General features: G+C 42.7%; 20 protein-coding genes. 10 read left to right on the forward strand and 10 right to left on the reverse strand.

Annotated elements, in window-relative coordinates:
* The first annotated feature begins 2 nt into the window (after positions 1–2).
* The gene (locus B0O44_RS08885; protein WP_110829420.1) at positions 3–857 is read left to right on the forward strand and encodes an AraC family transcriptional regulator; all 855 of its coding nucleotides are present in this window, start codon (positions 3–5) and stop codon (positions 855–857) included.
* An 86-nt stretch (positions 858–943) separates the two neighbouring features.
* On the opposite strand, the gene B0O44_RS08890 is transcribed toward B0O44_RS08885, so the two are convergent.
* Complete coding sequence (locus B0O44_RS08890; protein ID WP_110829422.1) at positions 944–1,294, reverse strand: GNAT family N-acetyltransferase; 351 nt, start codon at positions 1,292–1,294, stop codon at positions 944–946.
* A gap of 88 nt (positions 1,295–1,382) precedes the next feature.
* On the opposite strand from B0O44_RS08890, the gene B0O44_RS08895 reads away from it, so the two are divergent.
* Complete coding sequence (locus B0O44_RS08895) at positions 1,383–3,671, forward strand: glycosyl hydrolase family 95 catalytic domain-containing protein (protein ID WP_110829424.1); 2,289 nt, start codon at positions 1,383–1,385, stop codon at positions 3,669–3,671.
* A 261-nt stretch (positions 3,672–3,932) separates the two neighbouring features.
* Here the strand turns inward: B0O44_RS08895 and B0O44_RS08900 are convergent, their stop codons facing one another.
* Positions 3,933–4,325, reverse strand: coding sequence for a RidA family protein (locus tag B0O44_RS08900; RefSeq protein ID WP_110829427.1), 393 nt, complete (start codon positions 4,323–4,325; stop codon positions 3,933–3,935).
* Positions 4,326–4,539: 214 nt separating this feature from the next.
* On the opposite strand from B0O44_RS08900, the gene B0O44_RS08905 reads away from it, so the two are divergent.
* Entirely contained in the window at positions 4,540–5,514 is a 975-nt protein-coding gene (locus B0O44_RS08905) for a helix-turn-helix transcriptional regulator (protein WP_110829430.1), read from the forward strand.
* A 151-nt stretch (positions 5,515–5,665) separates the two neighbouring features.
* Positions 5,666–6,151: a hypothetical protein gene (locus B0O44_RS08910; protein WP_146229790.1), complete on the forward strand. Its 486-nt coding sequence runs from the start codon at positions 5,666–5,668 to the stop codon at positions 6,149–6,151.
* Between the two features lie 76 nt (positions 6,152–6,227).
* Here B0O44_RS08910 and B0O44_RS08915 read toward each other — a convergent pair whose 3' ends face one another.
* Together B0O44_RS08915 and B0O44_RS08920 are read right to left on the reverse strand one after the other, a co-directional pair.
* Complete coding sequence (locus B0O44_RS08915) at positions 6,228–6,950, reverse strand: LytR/AlgR family response regulator transcription factor (protein WP_170123292.1); 723 nt, start codon at positions 6,948–6,950, stop codon at positions 6,228–6,230.
* 11 nt (positions 6,951–6,961) lie between these two features.
* Positions 6,962–7,999, reverse strand: a complete 1,038-nt coding sequence (locus B0O44_RS08920) for a sensor histidine kinase (RefSeq protein ID WP_110829437.1) — start codon at positions 7,997–7,999, stop codon at positions 6,962–6,964.
* Positions 8,000–8,199: 200 nt separating this feature from the next.
* Between B0O44_RS08920 and B0O44_RS08925 the strand changes: the two genes are divergently transcribed.
* Positions 8,200–9,621, forward strand: a complete 1,422-nt coding sequence (locus tag B0O44_RS08925; protein WP_170123293.1) for a C1 family peptidase — start codon at positions 8,200–8,202, stop codon at positions 9,619–9,621.
* A 30-nt stretch (positions 9,622–9,651) separates the two neighbouring features.
* On the opposite strand, the gene B0O44_RS08930 is transcribed toward B0O44_RS08925, so the two are convergent.
* The 6 genes from B0O44_RS08930 to B0O44_RS08955 all read right to left on the reverse strand — a co-directional run bounded on the left by B0O44_RS08930 (position 9,652) and on the right by B0O44_RS08955 (position 15,640).
* Positions 9,652–10,149: a DinB family protein gene (locus tag B0O44_RS08930; protein ID WP_110829441.1), complete on the reverse strand. Its 498-nt coding sequence runs from the start codon at positions 10,147–10,149 to the stop codon at positions 9,652–9,654.
* Positions 10,150–10,239: 90 nt separating this feature from the next.
* The gene (locus B0O44_RS08935; RefSeq protein WP_110829443.1) at positions 10,240–11,106 is read right to left on the reverse strand and encodes a helix-turn-helix domain-containing protein; all 867 of its coding nucleotides are present in this window, start codon (positions 11,104–11,106) and stop codon (positions 10,240–10,242) included.
* Positions 11,107–11,206: 100 nt separating this feature from the next.
* A complete protein-coding gene (locus B0O44_RS08940) occupies positions 11,207–12,559 on the reverse strand; it encodes an MFS transporter (protein WP_110829445.1) in 1,353 nt (450 codons plus the stop codon).
* Positions 12,560–12,567: 8 nt separating this feature from the next.
* Complete coding sequence (locus B0O44_RS08945) at positions 12,568–13,368, reverse strand: alpha/beta hydrolase (protein WP_110829447.1); 801 nt, start codon at positions 13,366–13,368, stop codon at positions 12,568–12,570.
* A 4-nt stretch (positions 13,369–13,372) separates the two neighbouring features.
* Complete coding sequence (locus B0O44_RS08950) at positions 13,373–14,488, reverse strand: alcohol dehydrogenase catalytic domain-containing protein (RefSeq protein WP_110829449.1); 1,116 nt, start codon at positions 14,486–14,488, stop codon at positions 13,373–13,375.
* A 21-nt stretch (positions 14,489–14,509) separates the two neighbouring features.
* On the reverse strand, positions 14,510–15,640 hold the full coding sequence (locus B0O44_RS08955) for an alpha/beta hydrolase-fold protein (protein ID WP_110829451.1): 1,131 nt from the start codon (positions 15,638–15,640) through the stop codon (positions 14,510–14,512).
* Positions 15,641–15,768: 128 nt separating this feature from the next.
* Here B0O44_RS08955 and B0O44_RS08960 point away from each other — a divergent pair, with 128 nt between their 5' ends.
* The 5 genes from B0O44_RS08960 to B0O44_RS08980 all read left to right on the forward strand — a co-directional run bounded on the left by B0O44_RS08960 (position 15,769) and on the right by B0O44_RS08980 (position 23,833).
* Positions 15,769–16,629, forward strand: coding sequence for an AraC family transcriptional regulator (locus B0O44_RS08960; protein WP_110829453.1), 861 nt, complete (start codon positions 15,769–15,771; stop codon positions 16,627–16,629).
* 119 nt (positions 16,630–16,748) lie between these two features.
* A complete protein-coding gene (locus tag B0O44_RS08965) occupies positions 16,749–17,573 on the forward strand; it encodes a phytanoyl-CoA dioxygenase family protein (RefSeq protein WP_110829455.1) in 825 nt (274 codons plus the stop codon).
* 63 nt (positions 17,574–17,636) lie between these two features.
* A complete protein-coding gene (locus tag B0O44_RS08970) occupies positions 17,637–19,214 on the forward strand; it encodes an alpha-amylase family glycosyl hydrolase (RefSeq protein ID WP_110829457.1) in 1,578 nt (525 codons plus the stop codon).
* Between the two features lie 43 nt (positions 19,215–19,257).
* Positions 19,258–22,218 (forward strand): SusC/RagA family TonB-linked outer membrane protein, encoded by a 2,961-nt coding sequence (locus tag B0O44_RS08975; RefSeq protein ID WP_110829459.1) that lies wholly within the window; start codon positions 19,258–19,260, stop codon positions 22,216–22,218.
* Positions 22,219–22,234: 16 nt separating this feature from the next.
* Positions 22,235–23,833, forward strand: coding sequence for a RagB/SusD family nutrient uptake outer membrane protein (locus B0O44_RS08980; protein ID WP_110829462.1), 1,599 nt, complete (start codon positions 22,235–22,237; stop codon positions 23,831–23,833).

Genomic DNA, 23,833 nt, shown 5'->3' on the forward strand with positions numbered 1-23,833 from the left:
TTATGGGTAAAAATGGAATTGATCCTATTGTAGTCAAACAAATTACGCTGGATAAAGAGTCACTTGTAATACGGTCAAAAAATGAGTTGACTATTGTCTATGTTCTCCAGGGCAAAGGAATTGCATGGTTTGATTCACAACAAGTACCTTTTAAAAAAGGAAGGTTATTTATGATTCCCTTTGACATGAAGTACGTATTTCAAGGGGATACAAGCGATTTACTGGTTATAGAATGTCCACAAACATTTGTAACGCAAATACGCTTAGAGGCTGATCGTCTTGAAACGTGTGATAACATCAATAAACTCACTTATATAACAAATAATTATCACACAAAGACCGGATGTGTTTTTTATGTCAAAGAAGATGGAATACTGGCGGAACAGTTATTGAAAACAGTTGAGCGGGAACATGTTAATCACACCCGGGACTATCTGATTACCAGACAGTGTATTGCTATTTTATTAAATCTTGTTGCGCGTAATCTCATACAGGCAGATTATGATGAGACCGGGAAGGGTAAAAAGGGACAAGATGTGATGAAAATCATTACCTATATCCAAAAGAATATTGGAAACAAATCAATACTTTCTATTGAAGCATTGGCTATGGAGTTTAAAATGGCCAAAAATTATATCGGGGAATATTTTAAAAAACAAACAGGCGTATCTATTCAGGATTATATTTTAGATTATAGGCTAAAACTAGTAGAAATTCGATTAAAACACAGTACAATGCGATTAAAGGAAATTGCCTTTGAACTGGACTTTAACGACGAAAGCCACTTGTCTAAACTCTTTAAAAAACACAAACAAATAACTCCTTATCAATATAGAGTACTACATCGAACCTTTTAGCATGGATTGGTTTAGGATGTACAGGAATTGACCTCCGTCGTTTTTCGACTAGGAGAACAGCTTTTTTGATTTTGACTTAAACGATTTCAGTCCTTAATTTCAGGAATTACTGCTGTCATATATGGAGTATATACACTCCATCCAAGTTTTTCATATAATACTTTGCCTTCTGTGGTTGCTACAAGTATTCCTTTTCTTATTCCACGATTTATAGCTAGGGCTTCAAGCGTTTTCATAACAATACTTGCAAGCCCGTTTCTTCGATGACGCAGGTTTGTTTCAATTCTGTCATAGATAGCGAAATGGCCAACAAAGACCACTCTGCCAATTGCTGCCTCCATGTGTTCAGACGTGAGTACTCTAACGATTGGGACGGGTGTATCGTCGTTTACATCAAGGACATATCCTTTTGGTAATTCTGTTTTCGATAATGTCATTGTATCATAACATTAAATTAGTAATCTTAGTAAAATAAAGCCTGGCTCCATCAGGATTAGCCCGAACCACATCATTTAAACTGCTTCTATGAAAAAGATCATTGCAATTGCTGCCTATGTTTTATTAAGCAAGAGCGTATTGGGGCAATTGCCCCGGCACGATTTACAGTTTAGCAAACTGGCAGCGCAATGGGATGAAGCCATTCCTTTGGGCAATGGAATGCTTGGGGCTTTAATTTGGCAGAAAGCAGCGCATTTAAGGTTTTCGCTCGATAGGGCCGATCTTTGGGACATGCGTCCAATGAAGGGGCTGCATCGTAAAGAGTTTAGCTATCAATGGGTAATAGATCAGGTACAGAAAAAGGATTATAAGCCCGTACAGGAGTTTTTGGATGCCCCTTATGACCACCAAGCAGCACCTTCCAAAATTCCCGGAGGGGCCTTGGAAATGGACACAAAAGATTGGGGCGGCGTCAGCGCCGTTCATTTATACCTGAAAAATGCTTTATGTGAAGTCATCTGGGAAAATGGAACTAAAATGAAAACTTTTGTTGATGCGACAAAACCGGTTGGCTGGTTTAAATTTGAAAACCTGAAAGGGGATTTTAAACCCCAGCTGATTGCACCTAAATATCAGGGAGAGGTAAAGGTTTCGGGTGATCCGGTAGGAGGCGATGACCTTTCTAGATTGGGTTACGTTCAGGGAACTATAAAACAAAGCGCAAACAGTATAACCTATCACCAGGAGGGCTGGAATGGATTTAGTTACGACATTGTGCTCCGCTGGAAAAGGACGAAGCCTACGACCATAGAAGGTGTTTGGAGCATTTTCTCAAAGTACCCCGGTCAGGACAAATCCCAAAAGGCCACCTTGATTACCCAGAATGCGATAAAAGGGAACTTTAGCAAAAGTTTTAGTGGCCATAGTTTATGGTGGAAAGGTTTTTGGGGCAAATCTGAGCTGCATGTGCCAGATCATTTATTAGAAAAACAATGGTACCTGGAGCAGTATAAATTCGGATCAGTGGCCAGAAAAGATGCCCCGCCAATTTCTTTGCAAGGGGTGTGGACTGCTGATAACGGCAGGTTACCTCCCTGGAAAGGAGATTTTCATCATGACTTAAATACGCAGCTCAGTTATTGGCCCGCATACAGCGGTAACCACCTCGACCAGGCTCTGGGATACATCAATCATTTGGAGCAAAATAAAGCCAACTACCTTCGTTACACCAAAATATATTTTAACCATAATGGCCTAGCCGTTCCGGGTGTGACCACGCTAAATGGAACAGAAATGGGTGGATGGATTCAGTATTCCCTTTCTCCAACCGTATCTTCCTGGCTGGGCCAGCATTATTACCTGCAATGGAGGTACAGTATGGATAAAGCATTTTTGAAGAGTAAAGCCTACCCATGGCTAAAGCAAACCGCCATATTTCTGGAGAACATTACAGTGCGGGATGATCAAGGCCACCGCAAGCTAAAAATAAGCTCAAGCCCGGAAATAAATGACAATGACCTTAGCGCATGGTTCTCTCAAAACACAAACTATGACCTGGCCTTAATGAAATTTACTTTTAAAACAGCAGCTGAGCTGGCAGGGGAACTCGGTTTAAAAAAAGAGGCAGCACACTGGTCGGCAATATTTAAGGAATTTGACGATTACTCGCTTACAGCTAACAAGGAGTTGATGATTTCACCTTCATTAGCTTACCAGCAGTCACACCGCCACTTTTCTCATATGATGGCCATTCATCCACTGGGTTTAATTAAATGGGAGGATGGTCCCAGGGCACAATCTATTATTAAAAATACAATTGGGCTACTCGACAGTATTGGGCCAGCTTATTGGTGTGGTTATTCCTATGCCTGGTTGGCCAATATGAAAGCAAGAGCAAAAGATGGAAACGGTGCAGCAAAAGATTTACAGATTTTTGCCCGTGCTTTCTGTTCTGTTAATAGTTTCCATTTAAATGGGGACCAGACTAAGTCGGGATTGTCCAAGTTTCAATACCGCCCTTTTACGCTTGAGGGAAATTTTGCTTTTGCAGCTGGTTTACAGGAAATGTTGTTGCAAAGCTATGCAGGTTTTATAGAAATTATGCCTGCCGTTCCAGAGAGTTGGAAGGACATTTCTTTTGAAAAATTGAGAACGGAGGGAGCCTTTTTGGTCAGTGCAAAAAAGGTGGAAGGGAAAGTTGCCGAGGTAAAGATTCGGGCTGAAAAGAGAAATACAACACGCTTAAAGCTGCCGTTTAAAGCGTATACGATAGCCTCAAATAAAGGATTCACAGTAAAAAAAGAAACAGAGGGGGTCCTGAAGTTAAGCGGCGCGCCCGGTAGCCTATTGGTCTTAAAAAGTGAAACGGTTAAATAAAATGCCTACCCCTTATAACTTATGTTTTACCAAAAAAGAAAGCCTGACTATTTATTCGAAACCAAGTTTAATTTAAGTGTTTTTGATAAGAATAAGCAGGTACAAAGCATAGAAAATGTTGGCATACTTAATATCCAATAGAATTGTAAAGAACGCTAAAATAGGGCCTGTTTGCCAGCTATAATTTCTGTAAATTATCGACAACAGGATAAGATGTGTTTTGCAACAATACTGCAAAACACATCTTAATTTTTTTCATGATCACCTCACCACAGTCGCTTCCAGCTCAACGGTAAGGCTTGCGAACAGACCTTTAACCTCCAGTAAACTGGTGGCTTGTTTTATGCCATATTTCTGCAAAAATTCCTGATACACCTCTGTGCAGGTACTAAAAAAATCTTGCACAGAAGTTGTATAGATATTCAAACGAACAATACCGGAGCACTCATATCCGGCACTGCGGATCAGTTCCTCCAGGTTATAAATCGTAAGCAGCAGTTGGGTTTTCATATCTGCTGCACTGGGTTGTCCATTTGCATCTATTGCAGCCTGCCCTGAGCAATACAGTGTGCCATTTACATTTTTAACTTCAACCGCCTGGGCTGAATTCGTGTATTCACCCCATTTCCAGGGGTCAACCGATCTTTTTTCCATTTTTTTGATTTAAGTGTTATTTATTTCCACAAACTTAAAATGCCCTGGTGACAAGGGTTTGTCACCTCAAATCCCGATTTTTTTTGAATGCACCTAACCCAATAATATATTGGAAATTAAAAATGGTGATGACATAGGGCTGTCACTGGCCACCTTAAATTTGCTCCTAATAGATTATTCATGATAAGAAATACCAGAAGCAAGAACCCTAAATATGGAAAACATAAAAAAATTTGAGCGGATAGTTCATCTGTTTTTTCTGCTTCAGTCGAGGTTTGCTTTACCGATCCAGGAACTGACAGAAAAATTTCAGGTTACCAAACGGACCATATACAGGGATCTTAGTCTGCTCGAGCGTGCAGGAGTTCCAATAGTGCACAGTTCTGGATCGGGTTATTCAATAGTTGATGGTTTCAGGCTTCCTCCGGCCAGGCTTACCCAAGCAGAAGTCAGGAGTGTAATGATCGCAGAAAAAATTATGCTCCATCATGAAACCGAATCCGTCCGGAAAAATTTTGAACGGGTCCTGACCAAAATCAAGGGCTCATTTCAAGGTCACCAGAAAAATGAAATCCTGCAACTTCAGGATAAGCTCCTCATCAATAGGAAACCAAATGAAAAAGATTATATTCCAGACATTATGGATACTTTACTCAAAAGTTCCGTAGACAAGAAGCTGACCAGAATTTTGTATAAAAATGCAAAAGACGATGTGCCCAATTTAAGGACCATAGAGCCAGTTGGTGTTTTCAATGAAAATGGCAATTGGTATCTTTTGGCCTATTGTCACTCCAGAAGGGATTACAGAAATTTCAGATTCGACAGGATACAAAAATTAGATGTTCTGGAAAAACATTTCCATAAAGACCACCCCCTGGTAAGCGAACTCAATAAGCAGCACGGTCACTCTCCGTACTATACAGAAATTGCAGTGCTTGTGGATAAGAAATATGCTCATTTTCTATCATTTGAACGGGATAATTTTGGTTATGTTAAAGAAGTCATAAATAGCGAAGGCGTATTGATGTATTTTAATTGTAGCGCCCATCCGACATCGTTTGTCAGGTGGTTTTTACGATTTATTGATGTCGGGGAAATTATAGAACCCATCCATCTTAAACAAGAGCTGCTGGTCATCGTAAAGGCAGGTATGCTCAGGAACGGTTCATCCAAAGCGCGCCCGGATTGAAGATGCCATCTGTACTGAGCAGTCAAATTGTGGAAAAGCCATTACAATTACTCCCCTAAATTTAGGAGAATAAAAACCCCTGTTTCTAAGGATTGCCAGGATGATCCGGCTCCAATAACTTTGACATCATAAACTCTATAATATGAATGACATGAAAGCAAACAAAATTAATTTTAGTCTTTTTCTGGTGGTAGCAATGGGTATTTTGGTTGCTGGCTGTAGTAAAAATAAGGATCCAAAGCCTGGGGATCAAAGTCAAATAGCAATGAAAATTACGGTAACCGCCAGCGGGGCTGATCAAACCGACCAGGTAGATTTTGGTGTTATGGCAGCAAACCACAATACCAGTCAATACAATGCTCCGGTATGGAAAATGAATGGGACAGTTCAAGGCAATCAGAACTCCATTTTACTCGATTTAAATAACTTTACAGGCAGCACGAAAACATATGTGTTTGAAACGGTTAAACCATTTGATTTTGGTGGCTTACAGATACATGTTTCAAACCTTTATGGGGGGCCAATAACAATTAGCTATAAGGCCGAAATTAATGGAAAGATTGAAACTAGTGCCGAGAATGTGGTCATTGCAGACGGACAATCTCATGATAAAAATTTCACCTATGCACCCAAATAATAAGGTGGTTTCTTTGCCGGGTCTGAGAAATAACAAAAGAGTTGTCAAATACAGACCCGGCAATGGCAAATTTTTTTCAGGATTTAATTAAATACCCATCTTTTATGATCCTGGAAAAATGTTCGCGATAGGTAATTCCAATAGGCAGCTGTGTTTTATTAATGGTAATCTTCGCTTTATTTATAACCTGAATGTGCTTTAATGAAATAATGTACGATTTGTGAATGCGGATAAAGAGGTTGGCTGGAAGCATTTTTAGGATGTCATTTAAAGGCAAAAGCGGCATCACGTTACCATTTTTAGTAAAAATTGTGATGTAGTTTCCACAACCTTCAATATAAAATATATCTTCATGGGTGATTTTGAAAAGCTGGGAACCACTTTTGATCAAAATAGAATTGTTGTCGTGTAATTGACCCATATTCATCTGCTGATTTTCTTTTTTTAAAGCCGGATAATTTTTTGCCTTATTTACAGCCCTCAAAAATCTATCATATTTTACAGGTTTTAAGAGATAATCAATGGCGTCAAACTCATAGCTTTCTACACCGTATTCGTTATAAGCAGTGGTAAATATTATTTTGGGTGTAAACGTTAATGATTTTAACAATTCAATTCCAGAAAGCCCGGGCATGCGGATATCCAGGAAAACCAGGTCTACCGGTTCATCCAAAAGAAATTCCATGGCTTTAAATGGATTCGTAAATCCCCTGATTAATTCCAGAAAGGGGGTTTTGTCAATATAACCGGTAATCAGGTCAAGTGCAAAAGGCTCATCATCAATGGCTATACATTTCATATAGGTCTTCATTAAAGGTCCAGGGTTAATTTTATATAAAAAACATCATTGCTACTGTCAATCCACAAGGAGTGCCGCTCAGGATAAAGAAGTTGCAGGCGTTCACTGGCATTTTTTAAACCTATGCCCGCAATGGATTCATCTTTCTTTATGGTAATGCTGTTCCTGGTTTCGAGCACCAGACGGTTGGCTTCCAGGTGTATTGAGATCAGGACCTCCGAATTTTTACTCCATATAATCCCATGTTTAAATACATTTTCGATAAATGGAATAAGGATCATCGGTGCGATATGATACTTTTTCCATTCCCCATGAAGCCGGTAGCTGATCTGGTCAGCAAGTTCTGGTGCAAGACGCTGGAGCTGGAGCTTGGTATAACTGTCTATATAATTAATCTCTTTCTCCAGCCAGACGCTTTCACTATTGCTTTCATACAAAACATAACGCATCAGACCAGATAATTTTTCAATAATATCTGCAGTGAAATGATCACCATTTTTAGTGGCACTGGAATAAGCTAAGTTGAGGGAATTGAAAAGAAAATGTGGGTTGATCTGACCCCGAAGGTATTTTAATTCGGCAATAAGTTTCTCTTTGATCAGGCCCTGCTTTACTTTTTCATCCTTAATCCGGTGTTTGGTCAATCCATAGCCCAATGACATAGACAGGATAAATATTTTAGTTCCCATATTTAAAACGACGTCATCCAGTAAAGGTTCTTTTTCTGAGGATAACAATGTGATGCTATAGAAATGATCAAGCACGGAATTTATGATGACGATGCTGATGTACAAAAATATCACCCATATAAAATATGCACTGTAACGTTGCACAGCGATGAACTTGGGGATAAAATATAAAGAGTTAACATAAAATAAGGTCAGGTTTAGCAGCCCGCTCCAAATCAGTACCGGATAAATGCTATCATTGGTTTTTCGGAACGGGCCCAATGTTTCGGATGCTTGCCAAAGTATGAAAAACAGACATCCCCATATCAGGGCATGCAGAAGTGGTTCTAAATATTCTTTTATTTTAAATGCCTTGTTCATTTATGCTCTAAATATAAGGGCCAGTATTTTAAGAATAATAGCTAGAGGCTTTTAATTATTCAAACGGTACAATTTTCTATTTGTATTGAATTGATCATTTAAATCCCGATTTCGAACTGCCTTTCAAGCTGTACAGATAATTGATTTTCAGGAGATGGGAAATGATATTTCTTTGCTTCAAAAAATTAAAAATTCATTTTATGAAAGCAAAAATATTAGCAATTCTCAGCCTGGTCTTTTTCGGTTTATCGGTAAATGCACAGAACAATGACACCAAACGGCTGCCTGGTTCCTGGCTAGGGGTACTGACTTTACCAGACGGTCAGGTCATTCGGATGGTGATGAATTACAAAATGGACAAGGATAAGTTTTCCGGGTCATTTGATGTGCCTGAACAGTTTGTTAAAAATGGATATATTGATTCTGTGTGGGTTGAAAAAGACAGTGTTTTCGCCGATTTTGGAACGAAGTTCGGAAAGGGTACCATGTATAAAGGGGTATTTTTACCTGGTGATTCAGTCATTGAGGGGAAATGGATACAAGGTGCAGTATTCCCGTTAAATTTTCGTCCTACTACTTACGTGTATACTCCAAAAAGTAACCTCAATCCAAAATTCGGAGGCTATAAGATCCTAAAACTCATTGAAAGCACACCGACCAAAGACCAGCAGAATACAGGTACATGCTGGAGCTTTGCGACAACCTCTTTTATTGAAACTGAGGCGATTCGTCTGGGAAAAAAGCCAGTTGTACTTTCACCAATGTTTTTTGTGGTCCCGGCTTTAATGGACAAATCAGAAAGGTACATCAGAATGCAAGGCAATTTGCTTTTTAATGAAGGGGATCTAACATTTAGTGCATTGAAAGCCTATAAAAAGTTTGGGGCAATACCAGAGGCTGTTTACTCAGGCAAAACCGATCCTTCATCCACCCATGATCATACAAAAATGGAAAACACCCTGTTGGCCAGATTAAAGGATTATGTAGAAAACGGACGTGGCCGTATCAGCCCTGATGAATATAAAAAGTCCATAGCCGACATCATTTATAAGACGATGACCAAAGCACCGGACACCTTTAACTATAACGGGAAAAAATATACGCCAAAGTTATTTGCAAAAGAAAATGTAGGAATTGATCCTGATGATTATGTTGAAGTTACGTCTTATACCCACCATCCTTTTTATTCGAAATTTGTTTTGGAAATGCCATCCAACTGGGACCATAAACTTTATTTGAACGTTCCGCTCAATGATTTGATTGCCATTATTGACCATGCTTTATTCAACAATTATTCAGTTTGTTGGGATGGGGATATCCAGGGACTTAACAATGGTTTTTGCAAACTGGGTAAGAAAGAAAATATTACCCAGCAGTCCCGTCAGGCAGCCTTCGATAATTATACGACTCAGGACGATCACAATATGCATATTGTTGGCATTGCTGCGGATCAGGATGATGGGCGTTATTATATTGTAAAAAACTCTGCTGCTTATGCAAATTGTGGCGGATATGTTTACATGTCAAAAGACTATCTGCTTTTAAGGACCATTTCAGTATTGGTTAATAAAGGGGCGCTGCCAGGGGAGGTAACAAAAAAACTAAAGGCCGGAGTGCTCTAACCTGTACCGAAGTCCGAAAATATCGCCTTATCATTGTATTGTGATGTAGTAAGTAGCAAGATCAATGGACCGAAGGTTTATAAAGCCCACCTGGCGCAATAAGGTGACCAACTGTCCCCTGTGGTAGGTAGAGTGGTTTATGATATGGGAAAATGTTTGCCAGAATTCCAGTTGACCCGTTCCGCCCCTTGGGTACCTGAATGTAACCGGTTGGAGATAATTTTCTTCAGGATAATTGTTGATGAAGTTTTGCAAACCCTGAGAGGTTTCTTTCCAGATGTCCATCAGGTCTTGTTTGGTACCTTCAAAGTGGGTAGAGAGGTAGACCGGATCAGGGACTATTGTCCAGAAATCGATCCATATTTTTTCTGCACTTGCGATATGAATTGCGGTTTGCCTGATGCTGCTGAAACTGCTGGTGATGATCTTGTTCCATTGCTGCTGGTCAATCTGATCCAGCCAACCCATAACGATCTGATTTGCCCAGCAGTTATAGGCAGCCAGGCCTGTGAAATACTTTTTGTTCATTTTTCCTTTTGTCTTTTAATTAGGTTCAAAAGTAGCCCGGCAAAAGGGCTCTGGAAGACATCAGGACGTTCAAAAAGTGTAGCTAAACGTTCAAATTGACATTTGATATTGTTTGGGTGTAAGCCCATGAACCTGTTTAAAGGATTGAATGAAACTCGACAAGTTTTCATAACCCAGTTCAAGATAAATTTCACTTGCTTTAAGTTCACCTTTTTTCAGCAGGCTGGCAGCTTTCTGCATTCGTTTTTCCAGAAGCCATTTGGAGGGGGAACTGTTATATATTTTTGCAAATCGACGTTTAAATGTAGACAGGCTCATATGACATAGAAAAGCCAGTTCTCCAACGGTAATTGTATTGGTCATGTTATTTGTCACCGTTTCCCTGATCCATAGGTCCCCATCGGCCTGATACGTGGAAGTACGAAGCCGCAGGATCTTTTCAGGATAGCAGTCATTTAAATACAGGAGCAATTCCTCCAGTTTTACTTTTTGCAGTTCAGCAGATAAAGGCAGGCCTGAAGTCATCATAAAACCAAGTGAGGCAATAAAGTTCAGCAGGAAGGCATCTTTATCAAACACCAAAAAAGGTTCGTCTTTGTCTTTTTTTATTGAGATGATAGCAGGTTTTTGATGTCGAACAAAAAAATCTGCCAGTAGGCTCTGATCAAAAAACAACAATAAACTCCTGTAACGACCGTTTTTTGCCACAATTTTCTCACTCATGAGGCAATTACCTGATGAAAGCAGGTAAAATTGATCGGGATTGATTTGCGCCCGGGACCCTGCATATTGAATGCTTTTCTGACCTTCCAACAGAAAGCTAAACAGGTTTTGCCGGAGCTGGATGGTGGAGTTTATGCTGCCCTTATCCGATTCATACAATAGGATCGATACCGGCCCTGCTGAAACATGTGCACCTGAGGAATTTAAGTTATCGGATAGTTTGGACACTTTCATAAAAAGCTGTTTAATGCACTGGTTCTTTGGATGCAGAAAACAAAGCTATGTAATTCTATTTTTTAATTAGGCCCAGCAAGGTTAGAAGGATAGAAAAAGCTTAAAGTTTTCCAGGTAGCCGGAAGCTGACCGCTGCGGCAAGCAGCATAAAAATACCTGCACTGACCAGGGCATAGATGGCCTGACCGTTAAAAATGTGTTTCACCAGAAGACCACCCAGAAAACCGTTGACCAACTGGGGCAAGGTGATGAAAAAATTAAAGAGCCCCATGTATAAACCCATTTTGTGTGCCGGGAGCGTATTGGAAAGAATGGCATAAGGGGTAGCCAGAATACTTGCCCAGGCAATTCCAACGGCAATCATCGGATAAATGAGCAGACGGACATCCTGTATCAGGTATAAAGACAACAAACCTGCGCCGGCTACAGAAAGGGAAAGGATATGGGTATTCCGCTTTCCGATTTTTTTATAAAGAAAAGGAAGAAATATGGCATATACCGCGGAAACGGCATTGTACACACCAAAGAGAATTCCTGTCCAGTTTCCTGCATTGGCGTAGGCTGGTGAAGAAGTATCATTTGAAGGCAAATGGTAAATGTGCTGGGCAATAGCGGGAGTGGTAAATACCCACATAGAAAATAAAGCGAACCAGGAAAAGAATTGTACCAGGCCTAGTTTTATCATGGTTGAAGGCATTTGCCTGAAATCTGTAAAGATAGACCAGAGCCCGGGCTTCCCGGTCTCTACTTCCCTGGGATTAAATTTTAAATGTGTTTCAGGATCGTATTCCTTTGTACTGATGACTGTCCATAAAAGCGTGATCACCAGAACAACCGCTCCGGCATAAAAGGAATAGACCACATTATCCGGAACTTTTCCCGGATCTGCAGTTTTGGAAATTTCAAAATACTCTGAAAGGATATAAGGGAGAAAGGAACCAAGGATCGCTCCTGTACCAATTAAAAAGGTTTGAATAGAAAAACCGGTCCCCCGTTGTTTTTCATTGAGGTTATCGGCAACCAGTGCCCGGAAGGGCTCCATGGCAACATTAAAGGAACAGTCCATAAGCATCAGCATACCGGCCCCAATGAGCAAAGGAGGAAATAAAGCCGTAAAAAGGGCCGCATTGGGTAAAAGCGCCAAAGAAAGGGCGGCGATCAGGGCCCCAAACAAAAAATAAGGCCTTCTGCGGCCCAGTCTTGTCCAGGTCCGGTCACTGTAATAACCAATAATGGGCTGGATCAGCATACCGCTAATGGGAGCGGCCAGCCAGAATAGGGATAAATGCTCTACATCGGCCCCAAAAGTTTGCAGAATGCGGGAGGCATTGCCTGTTTGCAAAGCAAAACCAAATTGTATGCCCAGAAAACCAAAACTCATATTCCAGATGTTTAGCAGCGAGAGATTGGGTTTTTGAAGGCCTTGGGATGAGGAGGTAATGGCTGTATTCATGGCAGGTTTTAAAGAATAGCATTAAAGAACAGTAAAGTGGCGGCAATATGTTTTTCCCAGTAAGCCCATTGATGGCCACCCTCAAACTCTTGGAACCGGTGACTGATGCACTGCCGGCGGAGTTCCTGGTGCAGCAGGCGGTTGTGTTCAATCAGCAGATCGTCTGTGCCGCAATCAAAACGAAAAGGAGGGAGATGGTCGCGGTTGGCCAGAATGGTTCTCAGAACACTTTCATCGACCGGATCATGCTGCGCATATTCAGCATATTCCTCTTCAGTAAAAAGCTTCATCTGGTCCAGGTTGGTGATGGAGGACAGTCCGGACATGCCTTTAAAACGCTGATGGTACTTTGCCCCAATCCTTAAAGCCCCAAATCCACCCATAGAGAGTCCGGCAATAAAAAAGGCTGAAGCTTCAGAAACCTGGGGAAAACATTCTGTAAGTGCCTGGGGAACATCTTCTGCAATCCATTTCTCGTAGTTCAGGGTATGGTGGGGAAGATAAGCGGAGCCATCGCCCCATAAACCATCTGATGGCATGGCCAGTATCATTGGTTTTAGTTGGGCATTTTCAATCATTTTTGCGGCCAGCAGGTGTACACCGGAGCAAAAAGGCCAGCTCCATGCACTGCCATATACACCATGGAGCAACAGGGTAACCGGTAAATCCTTCATTTGCGAGGTCCCGGGGGGAACAAATACGCAAATGTCTGCCCGGCCTTTGAGATAAGCTGTTTTTACCGTTATAAATCGTAAATGATCCCGCTCAAAGGCAGGATTGGACATTTCTATAGTCCTGAATTTTGACATAGGCTTAGAATATAATAACACCTTTTGCATTTTTACCCTGCAACATGTCCTGGAAAGCTTGCTTCAGTTCGGTCAGGGGATAGGTACGGGTAATCATTTCTTCGAGCATAAGCTGCTTGTCGCTGTAAAGGGCGATCAGTGCAGGAAAGTCAATTTGTGGTTTGCATTTGCCATAAAGAGGATTCATATAAATTTTATCCCATTCAAACAGGTTCATGTCAAAAGGGATGCTTTGTTCAATGCCACTCACTTGTATTGCCGTTCCGGCATTTCTAACCATGGCCAGTGGCGCAGCACCCAGCTCTGGCCGGGCGGTGCATTCAAAGGCATAATCAGCCCCACGGTTCTCACAAATTTCCTTAACCTGAAGGGATGCAGAAATTAATCCCTGGTCTTGTGAATTTGCCAGGATAAGATGCGTGGCCCCAAAGGTGCTGGCCATCTCCAGCCGTGCCGGATTAATATCTATGGCAATGATCTTTACTGCGCCGGATATCCTGGCGGCCTGGATCACACTCAGGCCTACACCTCCGCTGCCCAATACCACTACCGTGCTACCTGGTCTAACCCTGGCCGCATTGACTACAGATCCATAACCGGTCATCACACCACAACTCAAAATGCTGGCGGCGGGAAATGACATTTCTGCAGCGGTATTGAGTACCGCTGCTGCGGCCTTTACCAGGGTGTACTCCGAAAGGGTCCCAAGGTTAAATGACCTTTGTATTGGGACATTGTTTTGTGTAGTACCCATTGCATGGGCATGACCAGTATTTGGGCCGTGGGTGCCACCGGTAACAGGCGAATTGTTTTCACAGAGGTGTACATTGCCCTGACCGCACTGAAAACAATGCCCGCAAGACATGGCCCAGTTCAGGATCACCGGATCTCCTGTTTTAAAATCTGTTACAGCTGATCCGGCTTTGACCACAAGCCCTGCACCCTCATGTCCCAGGATCATGGTTTTTCCCCAATTCAGCGAGTCATAATCGGTATGGCACAGGCCGGCGGCTTTAATTTGTACCAGGATCTCGTCCGGGGCCGGGTCAGCCACAATGATTTCTTCAATAGAAAAATCCTGCTTTCCCCTGGTGATGGCGGCTTTACAATGTATTGGCATTTTACAGAATTAGAATGATGATCAGGACTTTCCAAACAAAAACAGAAAAGGGATATACAAGCGCCTGGCCCAGGCATATTCATTGTGTTTATCGTTTGGAAAGTATTTGTATAAAAGCTGTATGGACCTGTTGGCAGAAAGAACCTGGCGCATGCGCTGGTTATCGGGTAAAAAATCTTTATCCAGGTCAAGGCCACCACAATCCAGGTAGAGCCGGCTTCCGTTTAACCTTGAAGTGGATGCAAGGCATTTGGCCAGAATATCGCCCTCATCGAAATAAAAACCGCTCGACAGACAAGCTGCTTTGGAAAATACTTCCGGGTATAGCCAAACCATATAGAAGGAAATAAGCCCGCCCATTGAAGAACCTATGGCAGCGGTATTGGCTTTATCTTTTTTTGTACGGTAATGGCCATCAATAAAGGGTTTGAGTTCTGTGGCAATAAATTTAACATAGTTATAGCCTTCCGGGGTTCCCGAATATTCAATCCAGCGGTCCTTGGTATTGGCTATGCCAACAATAATAAACTCCTCTATTTTGTTTTTTTTCATCAGGCTATCGGCCGTTTCGTCCATATGCCATTCCTCGCCTGCACCATTGGTGTGGTCAAAAATATTCTGACCGTCATGCGCATACAGGACCGGGTATCTTTTTCCAGGAGAACTAAAATAAGAGGGCGGTAACCAGACCACGATATTCCTGGTGTTTTTCAATAAGGGGCTGCTGAAGTTATGATGGTAACGGACCGTTCCGGTAATACTCCGCTGATAAAGGTCGTTCCAGTTGCTGGGTTTGAGAACAATGGTCGTGTCCTTTTTGAGCTGTAAAGCGATTTCCTGTGGAACACCAGTGTTGTTGTAAACAGCTTCTTTATAATAAGAGCCGCGGGTAACTTTAAAATGAACAGTAGTGCCGGCAGGGAATGTATTGGACTGTTGCCAGGTGCTGTCATTGATTTTTTGCATGGAACGGCTTTTAGGATAGATCCAGTTGCCCCAGACATCCTGGTTTCCAATAACCAACAAACTGTCTTTTATAGGGGTGTTTTTAGGGGTTTTTACCTGAATGGTTAGTTTGACCTGCTGAGCGGACAAGAGGCCGGGAATCCATAAAATACAGGACAAAAAGATAAAAATGCTTTTGACGTTCATGTGTTTATACTGGTTGTTGATCAAAATAAGGTTTAAATTTTTGGAACAACAATGCAGAAGTTGGCGCAATTATGGGATATTTTATCTTTATTGCTCTTGAAACCTTAATTTAGTGTTAAAAAAAGACAATGCTTAAAGCCACGCACGAAATCCTCCAGTTTGTTACAGAACAATCTTTCCTGCTCCGGAAGTTTGGTGCCGAGGCCTTTAAGGCACCGTATCATTTTCACCAGGAATATGAACTGACTTTAATTTTAAACGGCTCGGGTAAAAGGTATATTGGAAGTCATATGGCCGACTTTAATGCCGGGGACCTGGTGATTGTCGGGGCAAATCTTCCGCACTGCTGGAAACTGGTGCCGGAAAAACAGCCAGATGCCCAGGCAGTGGTGATCCAGTTCACAGCCGATTTTTTGGGGACTTCTTTTTTTGAAAAACCGGAACTGGTCCTGATCCGGGAACTGCTGGAAAAAAGTGCTTCGGGAATCAGTTTTTCGCTATTGGATTATCAAAATACTTTTTCTGCGCTGGTTGAAATGGAACATCAGGATAGCTTTAAGAAACTGATCACTTTTATTGAAATTCTGCAAAAGCTGGCCGCCTCAGGTCATTTTACTTTATTGGACAAGCAGCCCGGGCCGGTCGTCCACGATCTAAGCGATCAAAAACGGATTAATCCGGTACTGGCTTATCTGGTCGAAAATTTCAGAAAAGAGGTGAGCCTGACGGCAGCAGCGTCTTTAACCAATATGACAACCAATGCTTTTTGTAAATATTTTAAAAGAGTGACAAGAAAGACTTTTATGGAAATGGTGATACAGTACCGGTTGAACTATGCGACCCAGCAGTTGGTACAAACGGATAATCCGGTTACAGATATCGCTTTTGAAAGCGGTTTCAGTGATGTTTCCCATTTTTATAAAACTTTTAAATCGAAAATGGGGCTGAGCCCATTAAATTACCGGAAGAAGTTTATGGTAGAGCTTTAATTTGCATGATTTAATCTGTGTTTTGTTGATATGGATAAAATACACCATTTTTTAACCAACATGTTCATTTTTTGAGGCTTGCTGTTGCCCCTAACTTTGATTTAACCAAGTTATAAATTATGGAAGCAAAGGAAATTCAGTTACCAGATCTCAGCAGTTTTAAAACAATTTCAGCCGAACAAATCGAAGCGTTCAAAGAAAATGGCCATACCCTGATCAAAGGGGTAATTTCACCTCAGGAAGCTGCGGTTTATGGAAAAGTCATTAGCCAGGCTGCAGATAAATACAATATGGAAAAACGGAAACTCGAAGACCGGGATACCTATGGGAAAGCATTTTTACAGATCATGAATTTGTGGAGGGGAGACCAAAAGGTAAAGCAGTTTGTGCTGGCCAAACGTTTTGCAAAAATTGCAGCCGACCTTTTGGGAGTGGACAATGTACGTCTTTACCATGACCAGGCGCTGTTTAAAGAACCAGGTGGCGGACCGACTCCCTGGCACCAGGATCAGAATTACTGGCCACTGGATACCAACAAAACCATAACCATGTGGATGCCACTGGTAGACATTCCAAATCCCGAAATGGGGATGCTGACTTTTGCCTCCGGCTCCCATAAAAAAGACAATGTATTTGACTTTATTATTTCCGATGAATCTGAAAATGCCTTTGAGGACTATGTTCAGGAAAATGGCTTCAAAATTTCCAGGGCCGATTCAATGAAAGCAGGGGACGCCACTTTTCATCGCGGATATACCATTCATAATGCACCGGGCAACAGTTCGGATAAAATGAGGGAGGTGATGACCATCATTTATTTTGCCGATGGGGCGAAAGTGACCGAACCACAACATAAATGGCAGGAAAATGACCGTCAGCAATGGCTGATGGGAAAAGCACCGGGAACAGCGGCAGACTCCGAGCTGAACCCTGTTTTATTATAAAGAACCACACACCTATACCAGGGGAGGTTGTTTTAGGACAATGTCCCCTTTAACTAACCAAATATGAAGTTATCAACACCTGTAAGCGGTCTGGCACTGGCTTTCATCTTTTTTATTCAGGGTGCTTTTGCCCAGAGGGGTCCTAATGATGAAGTCATTTATCATGTTTTTCAGCGCAGTTTTTATGATGCTAACGGCGATGGGCATGGTGACCTGAAAGGACTTGAACAAAAACTCGGCTACCTTCAGGACCTGGGCGTGACTTCTATTTTGCTCACCCCGCTTTATGAATCCTTTTATTACCATAACTATTACGCCACAAGCTTTGACCGCATTGACCCGCGTTACGGGACCATGAAAGATTACCTGAGCCTGGTGCGGTCCATTCATAAAAGAGGGATGAAAATCTATATGGATATGGAAACCCAGTACGTGACCCAGGACCATCTCTGGTATAAAGACTCTTTTAAAAATCCTTCTTCTAAATATTCAGATTATATTCTCTATGAAGATGCAGCACAAACCAGGCCCTCCACGATTGTTTTTAACCTGAGGGATTTAAAAGGTTATGATGGTACGCTCAGAAAGATCACTACGGTTAACCTTCATAACCAACAGGTGAAAGATTACAATGCGAAATTATTTAAACATTGGCTGGACCCTAATGGAGATGGCAAATTTGAAGATGGGGTGGATGGCTTTCGCCTGGACCATATGATGGATGAGCTGGACCATAAAGCGGCCCTTAAAGACCTTTTTAAAAGTTTTTGGGTGCCCTTAATTGAGCAGCTCAAATCTATAAACCCGAAAATCAGCATTATGGCCGAACAGGCAGACTGGGGTTCTTATGGGATTGACTATCTGGAAAAAGGAGGGGTAGACCGTGTATTTGCTTTCAGGATCCAGCAGGCCATTCGAAGTTTTGATAAAAATAAGATCGCTGCCTATGCCGACACCACTTTTGCCCGTACCCCAAAGGGGAAACAACAAATTGTTTTTATAGAAAATCACGACATACCGCGATTTGCAACTGCCGTAAAACGTGACCCCGGAAAAGAGAAGGTCGGTGCAGCATTAAACCTGCTCATTGGCGGTATCCCTTCCATCTATTATGGTCAGGAGATCGGGATGCTGGGCGACAGTTTCTTTGGTAAATATGGGGGCATTACAGATGCAAACGAAATTCCTTACCGTGAAGCTTTCGAATGGTACAAAGAGGCGACGGGAAAAGGCATGGCCTTCTGGTATAAAAACAGCGGGCCCTGGTGGGACAGCAGTTCCGTAAAAAGCAATGACGGGATTTCCTATCAGGAGCAGAAAAATGATCCCGCTTCTTTATGGAATTTTTACAGATCACTGATCAGCCTGAGAAAAGACCATCCTGCAATGATTAATGGCGCCTACCGTACCCTGCAAAATTCTACCCAGCAGGTGTATACCTTTGGCCGGGATACAGAAACTGAACAGGTGATTGTCGCTGTAAATTTATCGGCAGCAGAGCAGGCCGCAGAAGTTACAGTTCCCTGGCCCGCCGGCAAGATAACCAGTGTGTTTGGGGCCTCAAAATACACCTTTGCTGACCAGAAGATACAAGCCCGTTTAGGGCCTTATGCCGTACAAGTATGGAAATTGAATAAATAAACCAACCAAATATCAACCAGATTTTTTAACCAAAACCAATTGTATGAACCTATTATACCTGTTGAAAAGAACGGGGGTACTGATGCTGCTTGTTTGTTCGGCATTAGGCATTTCCGCCCAGACCGGACAGCTGTCCGGCAGGGTTCTTGATGAAACCGGGCAGCCCTTGCCCGGAGCTTCAGTTGTTGTCAAAGAAACAAACGGGGGTACCTCTACCGACGGAAATGGTTATTACAGGTTAACCGGGCTCAGTCAGGGAAACTATACAGTCAGGGTCAGTTTTATCGGTTATCAGCCTTTAGACCAAACTGTAAGTTTAACCGCCGGAGGTGTTTCCCTGAATTTTAAGCTGGTTCCCGATGCAAAGTATTTAAATGAAGTGGTGGTGATCGGCTATGGGAGTGTAGAAAAGAAAAACCTTACCGGGGCTGTAACTACGGTAAATGCCAAAGATTTCCAAAAAGGGGCCATTACCAGTCCCGATCAGTTACTGGCCGGAAAGGTCGCAGGCTTATCCATTACGCCAAACGGAGGCAATCCAGGGTCTGGAAGCACCATCCGCATCCGGGGCGGTGCTTCTTTAAATGCCAGTAACAATCCGCTTATTGTCATTGATGGAAACCCCCTTAGCGGACAAACGCAAACCGCTTCCTCCAATCCGCTTACGCTGATCAACCCCAATGATATTGAAAGTTTTGTGGTGCTCAAGGATGCCAATGCTACAGCAATTTATGGATCCAGGGCCTCAAACGGAGTGATCCTGATTACCACAAAAAAAGGTGGTGGCGCGGTGCCGGTCATCAATTTCAGTAGCAATAACTCGCTTGCAACGATTGCAAGAAAAGCAGACGTGCTGTCTGCAGATGAAGTGCGGACCTATATTAATGCAAATGGCAGTGCTGCTCAGAAAGCCTTACTGGGCACGGCCAATACAGACTGGCAGAATGTGATCTTTGACAATGCTTTTAGTACCGATAACAACCTGAGCCTTGCAGGTACTTTTCAAAAAGTACCTTACCGTATTTCAGGGGGCTACCTGGACCAGAAAGGGATGTTACGGGGAGACCGTTTGAAAAGGGCAACTGCAGGCATCAGCCTTTCTCCTAAACTGTTTAATGACCATTTGAAAATCGAACTTAATTTAAAAGGGTCCTTGTCCGATACTAAATTTGCAAATACAAGCGCTATTGGAAATGCGATCGTATTTGATCCGACACAAGCCATTTATGCGGACAATGCCTATGGTGGTTATTTTGAATGGTTGACCGGGAAAAACCCAAACAACAGTGCCCCGAAAAACCCCCTGGCCTTGCTGGAGTTGAATGACAACCAGGGAAAGGCCAGCAGGAGTTTTGGGAATGTTCAAATGGATTATGCAGTTCATTTTTTAAAGGAACTGCATGTGAACCTGAACCTGGGTTATGATGTTTCCAGCGGGAGTGGAAGGACCTATGTTCCGGCTTATGCGGCTTCAAATTCAGCAACGGGCGGGCTTTACCAGCCTTATATGGGAACACAAGACAATCGTTTTGCGGAGGCTTATTTAAACTACAACAAAACCGTAAAAAGCATCAACAGTAATTTTAACGTCACTGCAGGTTATGGTTTTTACGATAATGCCTATACCAATTTTAACCTGACTTCCTATAATGCCCTTGGTGCAGTCATCAGTACCCCGGCCAGGCCTTTTGTGGTGGAAAGAAATAAACTGCTGTCGTATTATGGCCGCTTTATCTACACGCTGGCCGATCGTTACATCCTTTCGGGAACGATCCGGGCCGATGGTTCTTCCAAATTCAGCCCGGAAGGGCGCTGGGGTTATTTCCCATCGGCGGCTTTTACCTGGAAGCTTAAGGAGGAAGCTTTTCTGAAAGACAGCAAAGTGTTATCTGATCTTAAACTGAGGTTAAGCTATGGCCAGACCGGTAATAAAGATGGGATAGGTAATTATGCCTATCTGCCAACCTATTATCCTTCTGCGAACGAAGGACAGTATGAAACGGGAAATGGTTTTTCTCCGGTTTATACCCCAATGGCCTATGATAAGACCCTGAGGTGGGAGTCCACCACAACCTCTAATGTGGGGATCGACTATGGTTTTGCCGGTGGAAGAATTTACGGAAGCATTGATGCTTATTATAAAAAAACCAAAGATCTGCTGGCTACGGTAGAAATTCCGGTAGGCACCAATTTCAGCAACCAGTTGCTCACCAATGTAGGCAATATGGAAAACAAGGGGATAGAAGCAAGCCTGAACATTGCTGTATTTAAGGGCGAAAGATTCAATTGGGACCTGGGCTTTAATGTGGCCTATAACAAAAACAAGGTCACCAATTTAACCCTGAACAATAACCCTGCTTACCGCCAGGTGGCCAGAGCGATCACCGGAGGTACAGGAAATAATATAGAATACCATACTGCCGGCCTGGAACCTTATGCCTTTTTGGTCTATAAACAGGTTTATGACGCGCAGGGAAAACCAATCGAAGGCACTTATGTGGACCTGAATGGTGATGGGAAAGTGACACCGGAAGATATGTATTTCTACAAGTCCCCGGCACCAAAATATGTTTTGGGTTTCAGTACCGCTGTAAACTACAAAAAATGGACACTCAGTACGGTTCTGCGGTCCAATATAGGAAATTATGTCTATGATAATGTGTCTTCCAATTTTGGTGTGGGCAGAAGCATCCTGAATACGGCAGGAACAGTAAACAACGTGTTGAGGGACTTCTTTAACACCGGTTTTGCTGCCAGCCAGTTCAGCAGCGATTATTATGTGAAAAATGCATCATTTCTCAAAATGGACAATCTGGGACTTGTTTACAATGTTGGCCGGTTGTCTAAAAATGGGACAACGACTTTAAGCCTTTCGGCAAACTGTCAGAACGTATTTGTACTGACCAAATATAAGGGTATAGATCCGGAGGTTTCTACCGGAATAGACTATATGCTTTATCCCCGTCCGAGGACCTATACATTGGGCGCAAATTTTGGTTTTTAACTCAACAACTCAGAAGATGAAAACATCATACAAAATATTTACTGCAATCCTTTGTACGGTTTTAACGGTATTGGTTTCCTGCAAAAAAGATGCACTGAATGTAAACCCAACCAACGACCTGACCGCCGATCAGGTATACAGTTCCCCGGCAGGGTATAAACAGGCGTTCCTGAAAATTTACGCCAGCTTTGCACTAACGGGTGGAACAGGGCCGACCAGTGGAGATCTGGCAGGCATAGATCCCGGACAATCGGATTTTTTACGTCTGTTCTGGAACTTACAGGAACTGAGCTCTGATGAGGCCATCTGCAACTGGAACGATCCGGGCGTCTATGATACCGATTACAGTATGCCAGGCTCAGACAACATTATGATCAAAGGATTATATACCCGGAGCATTTATCAGATTACCGTGGCTAATGAATTTTTAAGAGAAAGCACCCCCGACAAACTGAGCCGTAGGGGCATTACCGGTAGCGATGCTGCTGCAGTTACCCGTTACAGGGCAGAAGCCAGGTTCCTGCGGGCCTATCAGTATTGGGTATTGCTGGATCTTTTTGGTAACCCACCCTTTGTCACCGAACAGGATGAAATAGGAAAAACCTCTCCTAAGCAAATCAAAAGGGCCGATCTGTTTAAATACATAGAATCCGAACTCAAGGCGATTGACGGTGATCTGGCCAGTCCAAGGACAGGTGACTATGGAAGGGCAGATAAGGCAGCAGCCTGGACCATACTGGCCCGTTTGTACCTGAATGCAGAAGTTTACCTTGGACCTGGAAATGCCCGGTATACAGATGCGGTTACTTATGCCGCTCAAGTGATCAATGCGGGTTATGGACTTGCACAGAATTATAAAAACCTGTTCCTGACCGACAATAAAAATACCAGTGCCAATGAGATGATACTGACCATTAATTACGATGGTTTCTATACCCAGAATTATGGAGGGACCACATTTCTGGTCAATTCTATGGTGAACCCCGCGGAGGTAGACCTGGCTTCATTCGGCATCCCAAATGGCGGCTGGTGGGGCAACCGGAGCAAATCGACCTTACCCGCCCTGTTTGGAGATTATAGTGGTAAAACCGATAAAAGGGCATTGTTTTTTGGTGCCAAAACGGCCAATGACGATGTTGGAACATTCACTGACGGCTTAAGGGTTTTCAAATACAGAAATGTGAGTTCCACTGGGGCAGCAGGCGGTTCACAGAACGGGATCTTTTGTTCCCTGGACTTTCCTTTACTTCGTTTGGCAGACGTTTATTTGATGTATGCCGAAGCAGTGCTGCGTGGTGGGGCAGGCGGAAGTACCGGACAGGCGCTGGGTTATTTTAATGCACTTCGCCAGCGTGCTTATGGCAACAGTTCAGCAAACCTGGGCAGCATTACTTTAAACGACATCCTGAATGAACGTGCCAGGGAATTGTACTTTGAAGGATACCGCCGGACAGACCTGATCCGCTTTGGAAAATATACCGATGCTTCCTATTTATGGCCATGGAAGGGTGGGGTCAAGGGAGGTAAGGGGCTTGAGTCATTCAGGACCTTATTTCCGCTGCCAGCCTCTGATGTAATTGCCAATACAAATCTGACACAAAATACAGGTTATTAA

Origin of the sequence: Pedobacter nutrimenti, from assembly GCF_003208655.1 — a bacterium.
GTDB lineage: Bacteria > Bacteroidota > Bacteroidia > Sphingobacteriales > Sphingobacteriaceae > Pedobacter > Pedobacter nutrimenti.